Origin of the sequence: Geomonas subterranea (assembly GCF_019063845.1) — a bacterium.
Taxonomy (GTDB): Bacteria; Desulfobacterota; Desulfuromonadia; order Geobacterales; family Geobacteraceae; genus Geomonas; species Geomonas subterranea.
Genome location: NZ_CP077683.1, coordinates 1,010,894 through 1,029,615, shown reverse-complemented (window position 1 = coordinate 1,029,615; position 18,722 = coordinate 1,010,894). Strand labels below are relative to the sequence as shown.

Below are 18,722 nucleotides of genomic sequence, written 5' to 3'. Positions count from 1 at the left end.
CGATCGGCAGTCGACATAAAACCACCGATCCAAGCTTGTGTGACGTTGTAGCTTATTCAACCAAAGCAGTCAAGAAAATTTATCTTAATTGCACAGCATAGTGGTAGGTTTTTGTAGTACCTTGTTTCAGTGCAAAACAAATGGAAAACATTGCCCGCTGCAACAACCCGATTCAGCTGCAGAAATACGAACGAGACGCCGTCAGCCGGGAGGGCGTGCCGGACCCAAAAATAACGGGATAGAGCGCCGAAAAAGTAGAAACAGAAGAGGATACTACAGCGGAGTCAGTGGGGAATGGTGGGGACTGTCCTGGCGTGCCTCAATGGGAGTCATGCAGCACCCGGATCGTTCTCCAGGCGCCGGAGCGGAAGCGCAGGGACCAGATTACGGCGGTGAACAGGACGAAGCAGGTACCAAGCGTCCACTCGGCAACCAGGCCAGGCATGAAGCTGTCGATCAGCCACAGGAGGAGCAGGAAACCGGCGGAGGAATAGACGAAGGTGCGGGCGACCCAGTTGGTGTCGCCGGCGGAAGAGAGCACGCAGCCGGTCATGACGTTGGCGGCGTCGAACAGGCAGTAAAAGGCGACGAACTTCATGATTAGCGAGCCGGTCTCTACGATGCGGGCGCTCTCCGGGCCGTGTCCTGCGAACACGGCGATGAGCGGGGCCGAGCAGGTGGCGAACAGTACCGCCATCACCAGCATCCAGACCTCGCACACGAGCAGCGACTGGGAGGCGATGGCCGGGACCTCGTCGTCCTCCCCTCTCCCGCGGGCGTGTCCCACAAGGATGCCGGCCGCCTGGCCGAGGCCGAGGGCGGGAAAGAAGGCCAGGCCGTTGATCCGGAAAGCGATGCTGGAAGCGGCGAGTTCCACGGTCCCCAGCCGCCCCAGCACCACGAGAAAGAGGGTCCAGGCAAGAAGCTCCCCGCTGATGCGCAGCCCCATGGGCATGGCCAGTTTCAAGAAGCGGGACAGTTCGACGCCGTCCAGGCGCCTGGCGCCACGGTCCGTGCATCCCCCGCCGGCAACGAAAATTGCGACGTAGAGGAGCGCGGCAACCCCTTGGGCCGAAACGGTGGCCAGCGCGGCGCCGGTGATCCCCAGGCGCGGAAAGCCCCAGACACCCAGCACCAGTCCCCAGGCGAGCAGCGCGTTGATAGCAAACGAGAAGAAGGTCACCGCGGTGCCGATGACAGGGCGCCCGATACCGGAAAGCCAGCCTGCCAGCGCGGAGCCCAGTACCGGAAAGAGTGAACCAGCCATGCAGATAGTGAAGTAGCTGATCTCGTCGGCGGCGACGTCAGGAGTGTGACCCGCCAGCCGGAAGAGCTGACCGATAGGCCAAGCGACGGCCAGGGCGAGGACGCCGGAGGCAAGCGAGGTATGGATACCGAGCCAGGCCGATTTGCGCACGCCGGCGGCGTCGCCCCTGCCGTGGTTGTGGGCCACGAAGGTGCCGGCATACCCCGCAGTGCCGAAGAGAAAGCCCTGGAACAGGATGACGGCGAGGCCGGCCGGGCCGATGGCCGCGACCGCGGCGCTGGAGTGCCGGGACAGGACGATGGCGTCGACGATCTGCATCAGCGTGATGGCGGAGGTCGAGAGTATCATGGGGCCTGCCAGTTTCAGCAGGCGCGGTACGTGGTTGGTCACTGGATAGGGCTGCCTTTTTGATGTCAGAGTCGGAATCGCGCCATGGGGCTCATCCACACATTCACCGGACGGGAGCCGGTCAGATCCGCAAAGATAACGCCAACAGCCAGAGAAAACAAGGATGGAAAACAAGATGACGTTGCCGCGAGTTATTGCAAAGGAACTTTCTTGCACAGTGAGGAAAACCCACTACAATTAAAATAATTTTATGTTTATCAAGGAGGGCGTTATGAGTTGGCAACAGCATGTCAAAGCGGCGGAGAGCGTTCTCGAGTCGGCGCGGATTCCGTCCTCTCCGGAACTGATATCACTTATAAAGCGTGTCAATCCCACCTGCCTTCAGCTTCCCGAGACTGACAGGGAGCATGGCTACCGCATCAAAAACCAGCTGCAAAACCTGCTTCTGGAGACCTACGGAGAAACCTTCCACCTGGCGCCTCATCCCTGCAACGCGGACATAGTCCTCATCAAGCACAATGCCCTCCCCTCCATCGACGCCTGCCATGCAGATCTCAAAGCTCTTTCGGTGAAAGCGCTCGACACGGTAGGCAGCATCCCCTCGGCACCAGCGCCTTCCCCGACAACCAAAGAGGCGAAGGGGGCGAAAAGCAGGAAACAGCCCGCCAGCGGTTCGCCTAAGGAAGCCGTGAGCAACGCCGAACTTCTGCTTGAGCAGTACGAGTACCCTCAGGCGGAGGAACTCCTGGCCACCATTCGCATCTCTGCCCCCGGAGATATGCCGACCCTGATCAAAGCCGCCAGGATGTTGACGGAGCAGATGGGAGCGTACCAAAGGGCTATCGAGCTCTTGCTGGCGCAGCCCAGGCATCTGCTTAAAGACAAGGTCGTCCGGGAACTGCTCGCCATGACCTATTACGGCAACGGCTCTATTGCTGAGGCGAGGGCTCTGTTCGAAACAGCGGAGCCAGGGGATCTCGAGAAAGGCTCTCTGTACGCCTACGCCGACATTTCCTTCAAGGATGGCAACTTGTCACAGGCCTTTTATCTTCTGAAGGTGGCAGAGGAAAAAGAAGGATTCGTGACCACCCATACCAGCTTGAGAAAGGAGCTGGAGGCGGCCATGTTCGCAGAAGCCGAGCCTTATCTGCAACAGGCGGAGGCGGCTTTTGCCTGCAACGATCTCAGCCAAGCGCAGTCCCTGCTTCAGCGAGCCCTTTCCCATTACCCGAACTTCAAGAAGGCGCGCGAATTAGCCGGAGAGGTTGAGGCGATGAAGACTGGAGCGGAAGTGGAGCGGCTCTGGGAGCGACTCGGGTCCAGCGAGAAGTGCACCGAGAGACTCGATTTGCTGGCGCGGCTTCTGGAGCGGGACAAGGAGAGAGGAGAGCATATCAGGGACCTTTTGATACGGGAAAAAAACCGCCAGAAGCAAGAGGCGGTAGAAGAGCGCCTCGACACGCTCCGGGCACTCGCCGCGCAGGAACGGTGGGAGGAGTGCTATGACAATTTGCTCTGGCTGTCGCGCCAAGCGGCGGAGGCGGACTACCATCGGGCATGCGCCATATCTCCTTATTTTTCCGCACTCTGCCACAACAAGGGGCTTCGGAAGCTTTCGGACGAAAATGCTATGGAGCAGTGGCTCAGGTTCATCAGGGTCAAGCGGCAGGTGCAACAGGGAAATACGGAAGGTTGCTGGGAGATGGTGCAGGACCTGCAGCAGTATTTTTACGGCTATCCTCTGTTCAAGGAACTATACGACACGCTCCTCGAACTGGAGTCGGCGAAGGCGAGGCGAGAGGCGGATCAGTTGCTTTCTTTGATGGATGAACTGGATGCGGAGGAAGAAAGGGACGCATTGGCCACAGCGAGAAAGCTGTACGCCCAACTGCAAAAGTCGTTAGCGGTGTTGCCTGCAACCGAGAGGGCCGCCTATAAGGAGGATGCCAAACACACAATTCGCCGGCTCGAACCGGAGACGGAGTGGTGGAGCCCACTGGATTACCGTGAGGCTCTGATTTTAGGAAATTCCACAAAAGCGGCGCAGATCAGGGAGACCTTGACCCGCCCCTTTCATGCAGTGTTTCTTGATCAGTACGACAACGAGGTTACGCAGATGTTCGCCATTTCCGCCGAAGCGATCCCGATGATCGTTTCGCCGGACCTGGTCGTGGATCTCTCCTCGGAATTGGCCGAAGGCCTGAACAAATTCTACTTCTCCGACCGGCACGTGCTGTTGCGCGAGGACGAGGAGACCATCATCGTCCTCAACATGTGGCGTATGAGCGCCACCAAGTACCGGTCCCCCAACTTCAAGGACCTGGACGTGATAGATTGCTTGCCGGACAAGGACGTCTTCCTCTTGGTCAACTCTCAGACCAACAACACGATATGGCGCGCCACACTTTCAGAAATGGAAAGCAGATTCACGGCCGCCTTCGACATCAATGAGAATTTCGACTGCCAGGACGACGCGGTTTTCAAGGGGATATTCATGTCCAGCAGTAAGGACAATTCCTACTACGCTGTCATCCGGGAAGGGAGCAAGTTTAGAGTAGTGAAGCAATCCATCGACCTTGTCACCAGTACGGTGAGAACCTACCAAGCACCGTGTGAGGAACTGGACGCTTTCCGGCTGTCATATCAGCCCGACAGATTCCTGGCACTCACCGAAAATTACACCCACGTTTTGGAGAGCAACCTGGACCCGCCGAGAGGCTGCAGCAGAATAGGATCAACCCAGGGTCTCAATTGCCTCGGTATCGACGCTGGGAAAAGCCAGATCTATGCTTTTGGGGACGGCATCGTAAACGTCCTGAACACCAAGCTGCGAGCGGTGAAGCAGTATTTGAATGCGGCAACCGTCGCACACATGACTATTACGCTATTAGCCGCTGTCTGTCCCGAGAAGGACATCGCGCTGGTCAACGTCGATGGGAGGAAATTGTTTTACAACATGAAAACCAACATGTTCAGCCAGAAGTTCTCCGGTGGGCGTGTGCTGGGCACCGAGACTCCGAGCCGATGGTATTACACCGAAATCGACACCCCAAACCTCGCTGTGAAGGTGAAGGACATCACCGACGAATTGGACACGCTTCTGGAATGGCAAGTTTTTCTCCCCGCTGGTGCCGACGAGGACGCTGCCGTCGAATTCGTAAAGAAGCTGGAGGACCCCGACTTCTTCAGCATCGTGCAATCAGCCCCTCCCGGAGAGCCCCCCCCTGGAAATGACACCAAGTGCTGATGGTCCGGTGGCAAGCATGTCCAGCGTGCATCACGTGCGCCCCCTGAACTTCGCTTTGCGGGTGTTCCATGCTCATTGGACAGTTTGACGAAACTGTGCCGGTCTCACTCGTGCCGCAAGGCGTCTATGGGATTGAGGCCGGCTGCCGGGTGCGCCGGGAGAAAACCGAAGATAGCCCCAATGGCCGCAGAACATGATGAATAACCGCTTGATCTTCCAAGAACCAGAAGCCGGCACCATTGGGGCTCCTGTCCGGGGGTCTCTTTTGAATATTCCCGCATTGTCATAGCGGAAATCGGCAGTAACATTTCCAAGGTCTGCCAAAAGAATCCGTGTATGGGGAATAAAAAATGAAAACTATGCTCGCGCTGGTTCTCTCTCTCACACTGACGGGCATTGCCTTCGGCTTCGATGCGAAGTCTCAGTGTGTCATCTGTCACAGTGACAAAGTCCTGATCAAGACACTGGGGGCTGAATCACTGTATTTGGACCCGGCACAGGTAGACCGGGAGGTAAGGATGCCCGGTGCGACCTGCGTCGACTGCCACTTAGGTGACGGGGCTAAGGCCGGCAAAGAGGGAGCGCACCAGGGAATGGTGCGCCCTTTTCTGGTGGGGGTCGGCCCCAGGCTGAAGGGACAGGCGCTGCCCCGGGAAACCGCCGGGGCCTTGAAGGCGCTGGTGCCGCGGGCGAATGACATGGAGAGCATGATACCCGAAGGGGATCCGGCGAAATTCGCGGCAGCCGGCATCAAGACCATCGCCAACATACATTGGCAGGACCGCGACCCGAAGAGCTTCGCCTTCTCGCCGGCGGTGGCGGAGAAGACCTGCGGCAGGTGCCACGCCCAGGAGGTGAAGGAGTACAGCAGTTCCGAGATGGGACGCCTGAAGCACCAGAGATCCTACCGCAGCTGGTCGGAACAGCTCCCGGGCCCTCAAAACTGCGGCATGTGGTTCGGCCAGAATTACGACAACCTGAAGGGTCAGACCGCCGTGCCGTACAGCGAGGCGCAGAACGCGGCCTCGGACCGGAGCTGCAACATGTGCCACCCCGGCTGTAACGACTGCCATTTCAAGCCGCACGAGGGTAAGGGAAGCCACAGCTTCGGCCTCCCCGATACGGCCAGTTGCTACGGTGGCGGACGGGGCAGCATCTGCCATGCGGGACCGATGGACCGCAGGCGCGGCGCCGGTTACTTCCGGGGCGATTATTCGTTCCCGCCCAACCTCCCCCAGGATACACATTTCAAGGCGGGGCTGCAGTGCACCGACTGTCACAAGCCGGTGAACCACAAGTTCGGCCATCTCGGCTCCGACCAGGCCCGCGCCTCATGCGGCAACTGCCACGCCGGGATAGTCCAGGCGCTGGCAAGCTCGGTCCACGGCAAGGTGGACTGCACGGCCTGCCACGTCACCCTGGTCGGCGCCTACCAGTACACCTTCTGGGGTCCCGGCATGACCTTCGGGGTGGAGACACCGTACGGCAAACACAAGGAGTACTACGGCACCCGCGACCTTCCCACCATCATCAAAAACGCTGACGGCCGCTGGATCGGGGTTAAGCCCTACCCGATGGCGGTGCTGAACCAGACCCGTGAGCTGGCCCCGACGGGGCTGCTGTTCCGGGCCATCCCGAAAAGAGAGATCCCCGGGAACCCGGCCATCGGCGAGCCGACGCTCTTCGAGGCGGTGCGCGGCGTCCGCGAGGTCAACGACGCCTATATCGGCGTCGGTACGCGCAACGATCTTCCCTCGGGGAACAAGGCCATACTCTGGGTGCAGATGGACAAGATGAGCCACGCCATCGGCAAACCGCGCGGCTGCCCCACCTGCCACGATTCGTACGCGCAGGTGGGGAAATCGCAGTGGAGCTATTTTGAAAAGTCGGACGTAAAGAAGGCATTCAAAGGGAGCTACACGGTAGTGGCCGACAGGGACGGCATCCGTTTCACGGACCAAGTGTGGGAGCAGCCGGAAATGGCGGGAGCCCGGAAGGTGGAGGATATCGCCCCCTTCACCCTGTTGCCCGCAAGCGCCTGGGACGTCAAGGGGATCGACTTCTCGCTTCCCTACGACAAGCGGAAGACCGATTCCGCCAGAAGCGAGCTTGATGCGTTCCTGGCCGGTTATAAAGCGAGCGGCGCGGAGGGGAAGAAAATCAGGAGCATCGCCTACCACAACCTGGCGCTGGCAAAGGCGATACTGAAGCAGCGTTAGCTGCCGCGCGGAAAAGAAGAAGGGCGCGCTTCGTGCGAAGCGTGCCCTTTCCTCGCGACCGGCCGTCGGTCAGGCCGGCATCAGGTGGCGGCGCGGCTTAGTGCCTGTTCAGCGCGCGCAGCGTTTCGTTAGCCTCCTGGAGCTTATTCCTGAGGATCTTTAGTTCCTCGACCGTGTAGGTGCTGGCACCTTTCTCGTTGATGGCGACCTGCAGCTTCCTGATCCTGTCCTGGATGCTGTCGACCTGGTTGTTGCAGTCCTTCAAAAGCATCGCGCACTCCTTCTCGCACTGCGCGTCACCGGCCTTGTGCATGGTGCCGTGGGTGACCGCCTCGTCAGCCAGAACCGGCGTTGCCGCCGCGAAAAGGGATACCGCCATAAATACCAAGAGTTTCTTTTTCATCGTTACATCCTCCTTGAGTGAAAGTTCTTGCTGCAGCGCCTCGATGCACTGTCTGCCCTACTAAGAGCATCGGACGTGCCAACCTCACAAGCAGCTGATTTTACGTAAAATCAGCCATAAGGACGGATCAAAACCAGAGAATATTCAACAACACAAGTGGCATATTCGGCAGGAAATGCGAGGTCTGCATAAAAACAGCGGTGGAGGAATCGTGCTGAGCGAATAGGAACCCGCGGCCAGGAAACAAAGCGCCCCCTGCAGTGAAGCCGCGGGGGGCGAAGGTACGGGGATCTTTCTTCATGTCGTTGGAATGCCGGTTAGTCCGGAATGCTCACCAGGGAGACCACCAGTCTCCTCCCCTCCGCGTCGCGAAGGACGTCGAATTTCACCTCGCAAGCCCCGGCACCGGCCTCTTTGCGCTTGATCCCCATCCGGTCCACGATAAGCGTCTCCTCGCCCAGCCACAGATGTTCCTCGGCCCGCCCCAACACGTCTGCCACCACGCCAAGGTACACCTCCAGCATCTTGTCGTCCTTCCCTATCGCCAGAACCTGCGCCTCGATATCAGCCAGGCTTTTCTCAACTGCAATCACGTCTGTCTCCTCGCCCGAACGCGGATCGAAACCGAAGCCACCGCGCCGCAGCACGGTGAGCTTCGCCTCCAGGAGGGCGCGGTGCTTCTCCAGGTTGCCCCGCCGGGTCTTGATCTCCGTGATCCGCCCCAGCGCTTGGCGAAGCAGATGATCGTAAGCGCGGCGTTTCAACTGGTAACGGGTATCCTCTTCCTTGCCGTTGAGGTCGAGGAGCTGGTGCGCCTCGAAGCTTACCGCGAGCTGCGGCACGTCCCGCAGCACCACCTCGCCTGAAACCTCAGCTCCGAGTATGAGCCTCTCCCGCTTCTCCATTACCAGAAGCCCCGTCACCCCGTGCTGCCCCCTTCCCGTCGTGCCGCGCAGTTGCCTGAGCCCCGGATCGCGCTCCAGGAAATCCCGCAGCTCCGCGCCGGAGATGAAGTAGGTGCGCAGGTTTGCGTCCAGGTCGAAGCGCAGCGGGTCGAGCACCAGGACCGGACCGGTCCCGTCCACCAGCGACACCACGTGGTTGATGGCGTGCAGGACGGCTGGGCGGAGCTTTTTCTTGTAACCGAAAACGGCACGGATCCAGGGATCTGTGCCGTCAACCGCGCGCTCGATGGCCTTGTTGACCAAAGCGTCCGGCACGGCACCCGCCCTGGTGCCGCGCCGGAAGATGGAATGAAGAAACTTAAGCAACTGCTGCCTCCATATTATTTCGTCTCGTTGCCCTGCTCGATGTCGAATTCACGCTTCATGGTGTACAGGGTCCGGATCAGCTCGTATTCGAAGGGGGAACCGGTCTGGCGGTACCTGAAGGGGGTTCGGTGCCTGCGGTCCACGGCGTAGATCCCGGAGTAGGCGTAGGTGAACGTGGTGTCGTCGATCCACGCCACGGGGCCCAGGTAGTTGGAGGTGGCCAGGTCGGCGACCAGACCGGTGGTGTCCCGGACGTTGGAGGCGCCGAGCACGGGGAGCATCAGGTAGGTCCCGCTCCCGGTACCGTAGTGCCCAAGTGTCAGCCCGAAGTCCTCGGTCTGGCGTTTGAGCCCCATCTTCCCGGCCTGGTCCCACAGGCCGCCGACACCGATGGTCGAATTTATCACGAAGCGGCTCACGGTGATTCCGGCGGACTTGAATTTGAACTGGAAGAGATTATTAGTCAAGTTCGTTATTTCTCCCAGGTTGTCGATGGCATCGGAAACCCGGTCCTCGAGGTAGTTGGGCATGATGAACTCGTAGCCGCGCACCACGGGAAGGTAAAAGTACTCGTCGAAGTAGTAGTTGAACCGGTAGCTGCCCCGGTTGAACCCCTCCACCGAATCCTTCACGTTGAGCATGTTGGGCTGGCCCGGCTTCACGAAATCCTCGTAGCGCCTAAGCGGCGGCTCCACCGGCCCGGTCACCTTGGGCGTCGTGCTGCAGGCGGAGAGCGACAGCCCGAGGAGCACCAGCATCAGAAGCCGCAGGCCGGCACCCTTCGCCATGATGGGGCTCCGTGTTCCTTTTACGCGCGACATCGAACAAGGCATGTGATCGGCGTGCTTATTCATGATCACTCCTCCTTCCCTTTGAGAAAGCCGGTGATGGCGGAGACGACGTCGGGGTGGAACATGTTGCCCATGTGCCCGCCGCTGGGGAAGATCCAGGCGCGGTCGCCGAAGACCCGCTCGAGGTACTCGATGTCCCCGGAGACCAGGATGATGTCGTCCTCGTTGTGGATGAGCCCGAATTTGTTGGACCCCTTCAGGTACCCTTCGAGCGCCCGCAGGGTTTCCCGCCGCAGCAGGTCCTCGCGGGTAAGCCCCGGCTCCATCTTCTGGTAGTGCGGTAAAAGCCACTGTTCGAAGTAGTCGACGAAGCTGGTCTTGTAGGCGACGATGGCATAGCGGGTGAGCGAGGTCGTCGAGGTGAGGCGTACGTTTCTGGGCACGATGTAGCCGCCGCCGTTCATGACGTCCGCTGTGAAGATCATGTCGGCAGCATTCATGCGAGCGGTGAGACCGATCAACGCCGCCAGGTTGCTTTCGCTGGGCTGCATCCGCTTGTAGGTGCGGTACATCGATTCGCCGCTCAGGCCGCCAGGCTCCCAGGCCTCGGCAAGCTGCATCGTTTGGCTGAAAACGCCGCGGAACCAGTTGTCGAAATTGTCCATGCCCCCGGGAACGTTATCAACCAGCAACCGGTCCAGTGCCGAGACGGAATCGTACAGGCAGATCGGCGGGTTGATCAGGAGCACGCGCTTAAAGTTGAAGCGATGTTCCTGGTCGTCGAGTCTGGCGACGAAGGCGGCATCGAAGCCCCCCAGGCTGTAACCGGCGAGCATGAAATGGGAGACATCGACCCGGTCACGAACCTTCTGGTAGGCGAGATCCATCACCCGGTACAGGTCCTTGGCGTCATCGGTGGCGATGCCGGGGAGGCCGCGGGCGGCATTCACCACGAAATCCATGTGGGTCGGCGACGTGACCGAAATGACATGGAAGCCAGCCTGATACAACACTTTCTGCAACTTCAACATGCGCGGCACGTCGAAACGGGAACCGGAGCCCGCGACGAGAAAGACCAGGGGGGCCTTGTGATCCTGGTACACCAGGGAACAGATCAGCCCGTTTTCGTACCAGAAGACCTCGGGGATCTCCCGCTTCGGGAAAGGGCGGACCACGAACTCGTAGATCGGGACCTTGTCGGGGAGCCTGACCTCGAATTCCTTCGGGAGCTCCATCACCGTCGCCTCGTAGGGGTTCACGAAGGGGTAGAAGTAGGATTGCGGAGGCGCCGCGGCGGCAGGTGCGGCGGCGATGAAGGAAAGAAGCAGCAGAGCCAGCGCCAATAAACGTTTCATGGAGACCTCCCTACGGCCGGCCGCTACGGCACCAGGCCGGACTCTTTGAAGTAGCGTGCCGCTCCCGGATGCAGCGGAATCACGGTCACTCGTGCCGCCTGCTCCGGTGTCAGATCCTGGAGGATCGGATGCTGGCGCCGGAACAGGTCCAGGTTGCCGAGGATCTCGCGCACGATACTGTACACGGAGTCGTCGGACTGGTCGGCAGAGGTGAACAAGACGGTACGGACGCCCAGGCTTTGGACGGTACCGGTCGCCTGCACGTTGGGGTAAAACCGCATGGGGATGACGACCGGGGCGAGGAGCGGGTTGTTGCTTGTCACCTGCCTGATCAAGCTCTCCTCGAGCGGGACCAGGAGCACCTTGCGTTTCCCGGCACTCGCCTCCAGCACCGTCAGGTTCGGGTGTCCGACAATGCAGAGGTAGGCGTCGATATCCCCTTTTTGCAGCAGTTCCGGGGCGATGGCCGTAGAGTGCCCGGAGGTGATCACCTCCGCGGGGTTGAGCCCGGACATCTGCAACAGCGCGCTGGCGTAGGTGTTGTCAATGGAGCCGGGAGCGCCGATGTTAAGTCTTTTCCCTTTCAGGTCAGCGATGCGCTGTATGCCGCTGTCCACCGCGGCAACGATGGTGACGGTTGCCGGGTAGAGCCCGAGCACGGCCCGCAGTTGCCCCTTCGCGTTCCCCTCCCAGGGTCGTACCCCCTGCGCCGCCCGCTTCAAAAGCTCGGTCTCGGCTATGCCGAACGCCGCCTTCCCCTCGGCGACCGCGTCGATGTTGGCCACCGACCCGGCCGAGGCGAGCGTGGCGAGCCTCGCCCCGTAGACCGCGCTCTTCTTGTTGAAGACCTTGGCTACGGCACTGGCGGCGGCGTAATAGGAACTGGTGGTGGTGCCCGAGGAGATGGAGAAGGGTTTGATTGTGGCGCATTCGGCGCGGAGGGACGGAAAAAGAAGCGCGGCGGCTGCGGCCAGCACGACCAGGCGTGCGGCATTTCGGAAAGAGTGCATATGCTCCTCCAGATAACCGGATTTCGGCAACAAGCCTTAGTTATACCAAATTTCCCGGCAGGCACACGTTTCACGCCATGGTCGCGATGGTCTTGCGGAAACGCGACAGCGAGATGGCGAAGAGGACGCTCCCGATCACAAAGAGCGCCGCGAACTGGGGCCACACCACGTCAAACCCGGCGCCGCGGTAAAGGATCGCCTGGGCAAGCATGACGAAATGGGTGTTGGGGGCGGCGAGCATGACGCCGCGCACCGGCGCCGGCATGCTCTCGCGCGGCGTGGTACCTCCGGAAAGGATCTGCAAGGGAAGCAATACCAGCATGGTCAAAAGGCCGAACTGCGGCATGCTGCGTGCGACCGTGCCGAGGAAGATGCCCAGGGAGGTGGTCGCGAAAAGGTGCAGCGCGGTCCCGGCCAGGAACAGCGGCACCGATCCCTCGACCGGCACCCGCAGCGCCCCTTCGACCACCAGGTACAGCGAGGCCGTGGTGGCGCACAGCACCACGAGGGCCATGGCCCAGACCTTGGCCATCATGATCTCGAAGGGGGTGATGGGCATGACCAGCAGGTGCTCGACGGTGCCGTGCTCCCGCTCGCGGATCAGGGCGGCGCCGGTCAGGATGATGGATAGCAGGGTGATGTTGTCGATGATCTTCATGACCGCACCAAACCAGGACTTGTTCAGCTCAGGGTTGAAGCGCGACCTCAAGACCAGGTCGACCTGCTGCCCCGAGTCCGGGCGGTGGCGTCGCAGGAAGCCGGTGATCTCGTTGGCGACGATGGTCTGGATGTGGCTGTTGCCGGTGAAGGCCTGGCTCATCCTGGTGGCGTCGATGTTCAACTGGATTTCGGCGCCGCGCCCGGCAAGGAGGTCGCGCTGGAAATCGGGGGGAATCGAGAGGGCAAAGGTGTCGAGTCCCGCATCCATCCTCGCGTCCATCTCTTGCCTGGTGATCAGGGATGGGGGGGAGAACTGGGGCGGGTAAAAGGCGTCGGTGATCCGGGTGGAAAGCTGGGAGCGGTCCTCGTCCACGATGGCGATAGGGGCCTTGTGCAGGGTCTCGGGCATGGCGGTGGCGGCGGCGTAAATGGCGAGCGAGAAGGCGTAGCAGATCAGGACCAGCATGACCGGGTCGCGCAACAGGCTGAAGAGTTCCTTGACTCCCAGGTGGAGGACGTTGGCGGCGCGCATGGTCAGGACTCCTGCTTCTTGAGCAGGACCGTTCCCAATAAAAGAAGAAGCGGCGCGGCCAGCGCAAGGGGGATGAAAAACAGCTTCAGCTCCTCGAACCCGAGCCCCTTGCCGAAGGTGCCGCGGGCAATCAGGAGGAAGTAGGTGGTCGGGTAGACGCGCCCGATCAGGGCCCCCACCCCTTCCAGCGAGCGGACCGGCTCCAGCATGCCGCAGAACTCGACGGCCGGGAGTATGGTCAAAAGCGCCGTCCCGAAGAGCGCGGCGATCTGGCTCTTCATGAAGGTGGAGATGACCAGGCCGAGGCCGGTGGCGGCCCCAACGTACAAAAATCCGCCGAGGCAGAGGGCGGCGAGGCTCCCCTTCAGGGGGACCTGGAAGATGAAGACCGCCTGGAGGGTGAGCAGCAAAAAGCTCACCATGGAGAGGACCAGGTAGGGGATCTGCTTGCCGAGCAGAAACTCCAGCCTGGTCACCGGGGTCACGTAGAGGTTCACGATGGAGCCGAGCTCCTTCTCGCGCACCACGGAAAGTGCGGTGACGATGGCCGGGATCATCATCAGAAGCAGCGGAATGACGGCGGGAACCATGGCAGGAAGGCTCTTCACGTCCGGATTGTAGCGGTAGCGGGTCTGGATGCTGACTGGGGAGGCCGGCGGCGGGGAACTGATGCGTTGCCGCGCCAGGGCAGCGAGCCAATGGGCGTGCATCCCCTGGACGTAGCCGCGCACGGTCTCGGCGCGCGAGGGCATGGCGCCGTCGATCCAGGCCCCGATGGCGACCGGCCTGCCGTGCTCGAGATCGCGGGCGAATCCCGGCGGTATCTCGATGGCAAGGGAGATGTCGCTCGAGCGCATGCGGCGGTCCAGCTCCGCGTAGTCCCTTAACGGGGGACGCTCCTTGAAGTAGCGCGACCCGGCCAGGTTCAAGGCGTAGTCGCGGCTCAGGGCGCTCTGGTCCCGGTCCAGGACGGCGAAGGTCAGGTCCTCGACGTCCATGGTGATGCCGTACCCCATGACGAACATGAGGATGACGCAGCCAAGCAGGGCGAGGCAGAGGCGAACCGGGTCGCGGCGCAGTTCCAGCGCCTCGCGGTGCGCGTAGCTGAACAGGCGACGCGGGCTGAAGCTGCGCCCGACCTGGACGCCGGGTTCCCCCCGGTTTACCGGGAGATCCGTCCCCTGCGGCTTTGCCTCGGTGAAGGCGCCTCCTTGTGCTGCGGGCTCCACGCAGGCCTCTTCCAGGTAGCCGATGAACGCCTCCTCCAGGGTTGCGGCTCCCCTCTCCCGCACCAGCCGCGCCGGGGCGTCGCTCACCAGCACCCGCCCTGCATGCATGAGGGAGATCCGGTCGCAGCGCTCGGCTTCGTTCATGAAGTGGGTGGAGATGAAGATGGTGACCTGGTCGCGGCGGGCCAGGTCCACCATGATCTGCCAGAAGCCGTCCCGCGCCACCGGGTCCACCCCGGAGGTCGGCTCGTCGAGGATGAGCAGTTCCGGGCCGTGGATCATGGCGACGGCCAGGGAAAGCCGCTGGCGCACGCCGAGCGGAAGCGCATCGGGAAGGAAATCCATCACCGCCTCGAGCCCGAAGCGCCGGGCCATATCGGCGACGCGGCCGGGTATCGCCGCTTTCGGGAGCCGGAAAAGGCGCGCGTGGAGTACGAGGTTCTGGCGCACCGTGAGTTCGGTGTAGAGGGAAAAGGACTGGGTCATGTAGCCGACCCGGCGCCGGGTGTCGAGGTCGTCGGGATCGACCGGGCGCCCGAAAAGCCTCGCCTCCCCCTCGCTTGCGGGGAGGAGGCCGGTCAGCATCTTCATGGTGGTGGTCTTGCCGCAGCCGTTGGAGCCGAGGAAGCCGAAGATCTCCCCCTTCCCGATCCGGAAGCTGACCCGGTCCACCGCGGTGAAGTCGCCAAAGCGCATGGTGAGGCCCGACGCCTCGATCGCGGTTTCTGCGGCGAGGTCCCCTTCCCGCTCCGGGATCCGCACCGGTCGGTACCCCGCGCGCTGGGCAGGGGGAAGGAGCGCGATGAACGCCTCCTCAAGGGTGCGGCTGGCGGTCTGTTCCAGAAGTTCAGCCGGGGTCCCGGTCGCCAGCACCCGCCCGGCGTTCAGCGCCACCAGCCAGTCAAAGCGCGCGGCCTCCTCCATGTAGGCGGTGGCGACGAGGACGCTCATGCCGCTTTGCCGGCCGCGGATGCGGCCGATCAGTTCCCAGAACTGGCGCCGCGACAGCGGGTCGACGCCGGTGGTCGGTTCGTCCAGGACGAGGAGGTCGGGATCGTGAATCAGCGCGCAGCAAAGCCCGAGCTTTTGCTTCATCCCCCCGGAGAGCTTGCCGGCAGGACGGGAGGCGAAGGGGGCGAGTCCCGTGGCGGCCAAGAGTTCGCCGATGCGGCGCTCCCGTTCGGCGCGGCCGTGGCCGAAAAGGCGCGCGAAGAAGTCCACGTTCTCGAAGACCGACAGGGTCGGATAGAGGTTGCGCCCGAGCCCCTGGGGCATGTACGCGATGCGCGGGCAGACCCGCCTTCTGTGTCGGGGGTCGGCCATGCTCCCGCCAAGGACCTCCACCCTTCCCGCCTGCATCCTGCGGGAGCCCGCCACCAGGGAGAACAGGGTCGATTTCCCCACCCCGTCCGGGCCGATGGCCCCCACCATGCAACCGGCCGGCAAGGTGAGGGTGACGTCGTCAAGCGCGAGGGTCCTGCCGTAGCGCAGCGTTACCCCCTGCACGAGTACGGCGCAGCCGCCTTTGCCGCCGGTCACCTGTCCCTCCGGCTCTGGTGCCCGCGGGGTCACCGGACCACCTTCTCAAGATGCGCCGGCCAGGGCCGGTTGCCATCGAGGCGGACGTAGGCCATGCCGGGCAGACCGGTCTTCACCTGGGTGATGTGCTTTTTGAGGAGTTCCACAGGGAGCTGGGCCCTCACCCTGAACATGAGCTTTTCGCGCTCGCTCGCCGTCTCGACCGTTTTCGGGGTGAACTGGGCGACGTCGGAAACGAATGAGACCCGGGCCGGAATGACGTACCGTGGAGCGGCATCGAGGACGATCCGCACCTCGGTGCCGAGGGGAACCCTCCCCGCCGCGGCGGTCGGGAGGAAAAAGGTCATGTAGACGTCACTCAAGTCGACCAGGCTCAGCACCCGCCCGCCAGCGGCCACCACCTCGCCCGGCTGGGCCACGCGGTACTGCACCCGGCCGTCCCGCGGGGATTTGAGTCGGGCGTCCCTCATGTCGGCCTCGATGCGCTGCACCGTCGCGCCCACAGCGGCCACGTTGGAGACCTCCCCCAGCACCTTTTGCCGCGCCGTGGCCACGGCGGCCTCGGCCGCCGCCTCCTGGGCCCGCGCCGCCGCCGTCGAAGCCCGGGCGCTCGCCAGGCGGGCCAGGTCGTCGTCGGCCTCCTGCTGGGACGTGGCCCCCTCGCGCGCAAGGGTGGTGGAGCGGGTCACCCTTTTGCCGGCCAGGGCCAGTTCCGCCTCCCGCTGCGCCACGACGGCCTGTGCCGCAGCCTTCTCACTGGCGCGCTGGGTCATCTCGCTTTTGGAGGTGAGCACCGCGTTGCGCGCCTTGACCAGTTGGGCCTGCGCCTCCCGGTGCTGCGCCTCCAGCACCTCGGAGTCCATAAGCGCCACCGTCTCTCCGCTTCTGACGAAATCCCCCTCGCGGACCAGGATCTCCCTCACCCGCCCCGGGCTCTTGGGACCGACATCGATCTCGACCGCTTCGATGCGGCCGTTGCCGCTCACGATCCCATCGTCCACGTTGCGCCGGCCGAACTGCTGCCAAAGAATCAGGCCGAGCAACATCAAAACGACCGCCGCCGCGATCAGGATCCTCCTGTTTCCCACCCCTCTCATGGCTTGGCCTCCCCGTTGCGGACGTCGCCGGCATGGCCGCCTGGTTCGCCTGGCGCGGCCTGCCCCCTTCCCCCCAGTGCCGCGTAAAGCTCGACCCCGGCAAAGAGCAGGGCGCGGCGGGTCTGCACCAGGGCCTGCTGGGCGGAGAACCGGTCCCTTTCGGCGTCGAGCACCTCGAGATAGGTGGCCGCGCCGGTGTCGTAACGAAGCCGGGCCAGCCGGGTCCGCTCGGTCTGGGAGGCAAGTGTCGCCTTCTGCGCCTCGACCTGCTCGGCCAGCCAGTGCCGCTGCGCCAGCGCGTCCGCCACCTCGCGAAAAGCACGCTGCAGCACGCGCTCGTAGGCTGCGACGGCCTCCCGTTCCCGGGCCCGCGCCAGTTCCAGGTTGGCCACGTTGCGCCCCCCCTGGAAGATGGGTAGGGATACGGCCGGGGTGAAGCTCCAGGTGCCGCTTCCGGCGGCGAAGAGCCCGGAAAGTTCGCTGCTCGCGCTGCCGAAGCTGCCGGTGAGGGCGATGGCCGGGAAAAAGGCTGCGCGCGCGGCGCCTATGGCCGCGTTGGTTCCCTTCAATTCATGCTCCGCCGCTATCACGTCCGGCCGGTTTAGGAGGAGATCCGAGGGGAGCCCGGGCGCGATCACGGCGAGAAAATCCCGTTCCACCACGGTCAGGGGGAGCGGCACGAGGCTCACCGGTCCGCCCGTGAGAAGCGCCAACGCGTTCAGGTTGAGGGCGCGCAGCCGCATGAGCCCCGCGAGTTCGGCCCTGGCCTGGTTCAGCAGGGTTTCCGCCTGCACCGCGTCCAGTTTGGAGGCGGAGCCGACCTCGAAACGGCGCCGGGCGATACGGAAGGATTCATCGCGGCTTTTGATGGTCGCCTCCGCCAGGTCAACACGCTCGGTGAGTTCACGCTCCTGCAGGTAACTCTGGGCCACCTGCGCCACCAGGCTCACCTGGACCGCACGCCTGGCCTCCAGGCTGGCGAGGTATGACTCGAGGGCTGCCTCCTTCAGGCTCCTGACTCTCCCCCAGAAGTCGAGCTCCCAACTGGCAAGGAAAAGACCTGCCTGGAAAACGTTGGCCGTCACGGGCGCTCCGGTGAGCGAGAGGTCCGCCGGGGTGCGGGAGCGCTCGGCCAGGGCTCCGGCGGAGATGCCGGGGAGCAGGTCGGCACGGCGGATACCGTACATCGCGCGGGCCTCCTCGACCTTTTGGCGCGCCATGGCGAGGTCCCGGTTCCGCTCCAGGGCAAGGGTGACCAGGCGCTTCAGTTCTGGGTCGGCGAAGAAGGCGGACCAGTCGGACAAAGAGAGTGCGGCCGCGTCGTCGCGCTCGGCGCCAGGGTAGTGCTGCGGCACCGGCAGCGCCGGGCGCTGGTAGGGAGGCTTCAGGGAGCAACCACACGGCAGGGCGGCCAGGAAGAGGAGCAAAACGGCAAGAGAGAAGGTACCGGAACGTGAGGGGGGGCTCGGAACAAGGGGGAGCGGCCGGACGCAAGGTCGGCCGAGCCAGCGGGAAGGTCGGGGTTCCAGCGGGTCATCATCTGCTGCCTTCTGTGCCATGAATGTGCTCCTCTGTCACAAGGAATTCTTCACAAGCTACAGCGAGGCTACCCCGAAGAAAATACACTATCTACGCCGCGGGAAGCTCTCAGGTAAAACTATAAACCCAATCTAGTGTTTGAAAAGAAAGTGGACCAGATTTATCGGCCAGTCAGGATGAGGCTCCGGTGCCAGAAGGTAGTAGGCGGTGAGTAA

Annotated in this window: 12 protein-coding genes; 2 read left to right on the top strand and 10 right to left on the bottom strand. The window is 62.7% G+C overall.

The features are described 5' to 3' along the window. Positions 1 to 319 precede the first annotated feature (319 nt). Positions 320 to 1,657, bottom strand: coding sequence for an MATE family efflux transporter (locus KP001_RS04475; protein WP_239027891.1), 1,338 nt, complete (start codon positions 1,655 to 1,657; stop codon positions 320 to 322). Positions 1,658 to 1,886: 229 nt separating this feature from the next. Here KP001_RS04475 and KP001_RS04470 point away from each other — a divergent pair, with 229 nt between their 5' ends. Then, on the top strand, positions 1,887 to 4,862 hold the full coding sequence (locus KP001_RS04470) for a hypothetical protein (RefSeq protein ID WP_217288377.1): 2,976 nt from the start codon (positions 1,887 to 1,889) through the stop codon (positions 4,860 to 4,862). A gap of 518 nt (positions 4,863 to 5,380) precedes the next feature. Then, a complete protein-coding gene (locus tag KP001_RS04465) occupies positions 5,381 to 7,081 on the top strand; it encodes a cytochrome c3 family protein (protein WP_239027890.1) in 1,701 nt (566 codons plus the stop codon). 97 nt (positions 7,082 to 7,178) lie between these two features. Here KP001_RS04465 and KP001_RS04460 read toward each other — a convergent pair whose 3' ends face one another. The 9 genes from KP001_RS04460 to KP001_RS04420 all read right to left on the bottom strand — a co-directional run bounded on the left by KP001_RS04460 (position 7,179) and on the right by KP001_RS04420 (position 18,527). After that, complete coding sequence (locus tag KP001_RS04460; protein WP_217288375.1) at positions 7,179 to 7,484, bottom strand: hypothetical protein; 306 nt, start codon at positions 7,482 to 7,484, stop codon at positions 7,179 to 7,181. 317 nt (positions 7,485 to 7,801) lie between these two features. Beyond that, entirely contained in the window at positions 7,802 to 8,755 is a 954-nt protein-coding gene (locus KP001_RS04455) for a hypothetical protein (protein WP_217288374.1), read from the bottom strand. A gap of 14 nt (positions 8,756 to 8,769) precedes the next feature. Then, positions 8,770 to 9,543, bottom strand: a complete 774-nt coding sequence (locus tag KP001_RS04450; protein WP_217288373.1) for an MlaA family lipoprotein — start codon at positions 9,541 to 9,543, stop codon at positions 8,770 to 8,772. A gap of 68 nt (positions 9,544 to 9,611) precedes the next feature. Further along, a complete protein-coding gene (locus tag KP001_RS04445) occupies positions 9,612 to 10,901 on the bottom strand; it encodes an alpha/beta fold hydrolase (RefSeq protein ID WP_217288372.1) in 1,290 nt (429 codons plus the stop codon). A gap of 23 nt (positions 10,902 to 10,924) precedes the next feature. After that, a complete protein-coding gene (locus KP001_RS04440) occupies positions 10,925 to 11,911 on the bottom strand; it encodes a TAXI family TRAP transporter solute-binding subunit (protein ID WP_217288371.1) in 987 nt (328 codons plus the stop codon). A 70-nt stretch (positions 11,912 to 11,981) separates the two neighbouring features. Further along, positions 11,982 to 13,103 carry an ABC transporter permease gene (locus KP001_RS04435; protein ID WP_217288370.1) on the bottom strand — a complete coding sequence of 374 codons (1,122 nt, stop codon included), beginning with the start codon at positions 13,101 to 13,103 and terminating at the stop codon, positions 11,982 to 11,984. Positions 13,104 to 13,105: 2 nt separating this feature from the next. Continuing rightward, positions 13,106 to 15,871 carry a ribosome-associated ATPase/putative transporter RbbA gene (rbbA, locus tag KP001_RS04430; RefSeq protein WP_217288369.1) on the bottom strand — a complete coding sequence of 922 codons (2,766 nt, stop codon included), beginning with the start codon at positions 15,869 to 15,871 and terminating at the stop codon, positions 13,106 to 13,108. A gap of 29 nt (positions 15,872 to 15,900) precedes the next feature. Continuing rightward, on the bottom strand, positions 15,901 to 16,968 hold the full coding sequence (locus KP001_RS04425) for an HlyD family secretion protein (RefSeq protein ID WP_217288368.1): 1,068 nt from the start codon (positions 16,966 to 16,968) through the stop codon (positions 15,901 to 15,903). Further along, complete coding sequence (locus tag KP001_RS04420) at positions 16,965 to 18,527, bottom strand: efflux transporter outer membrane subunit (protein WP_217288367.1); 1,563 nt, start codon at positions 18,525 to 18,527, stop codon at positions 16,965 to 16,967. The genes KP001_RS04425 and KP001_RS04420 overlap by 4 nt, the downstream gene beginning before the upstream one ends. Between the last annotated feature and the right edge of the window lie 195 nt (positions 18,528 to 18,722).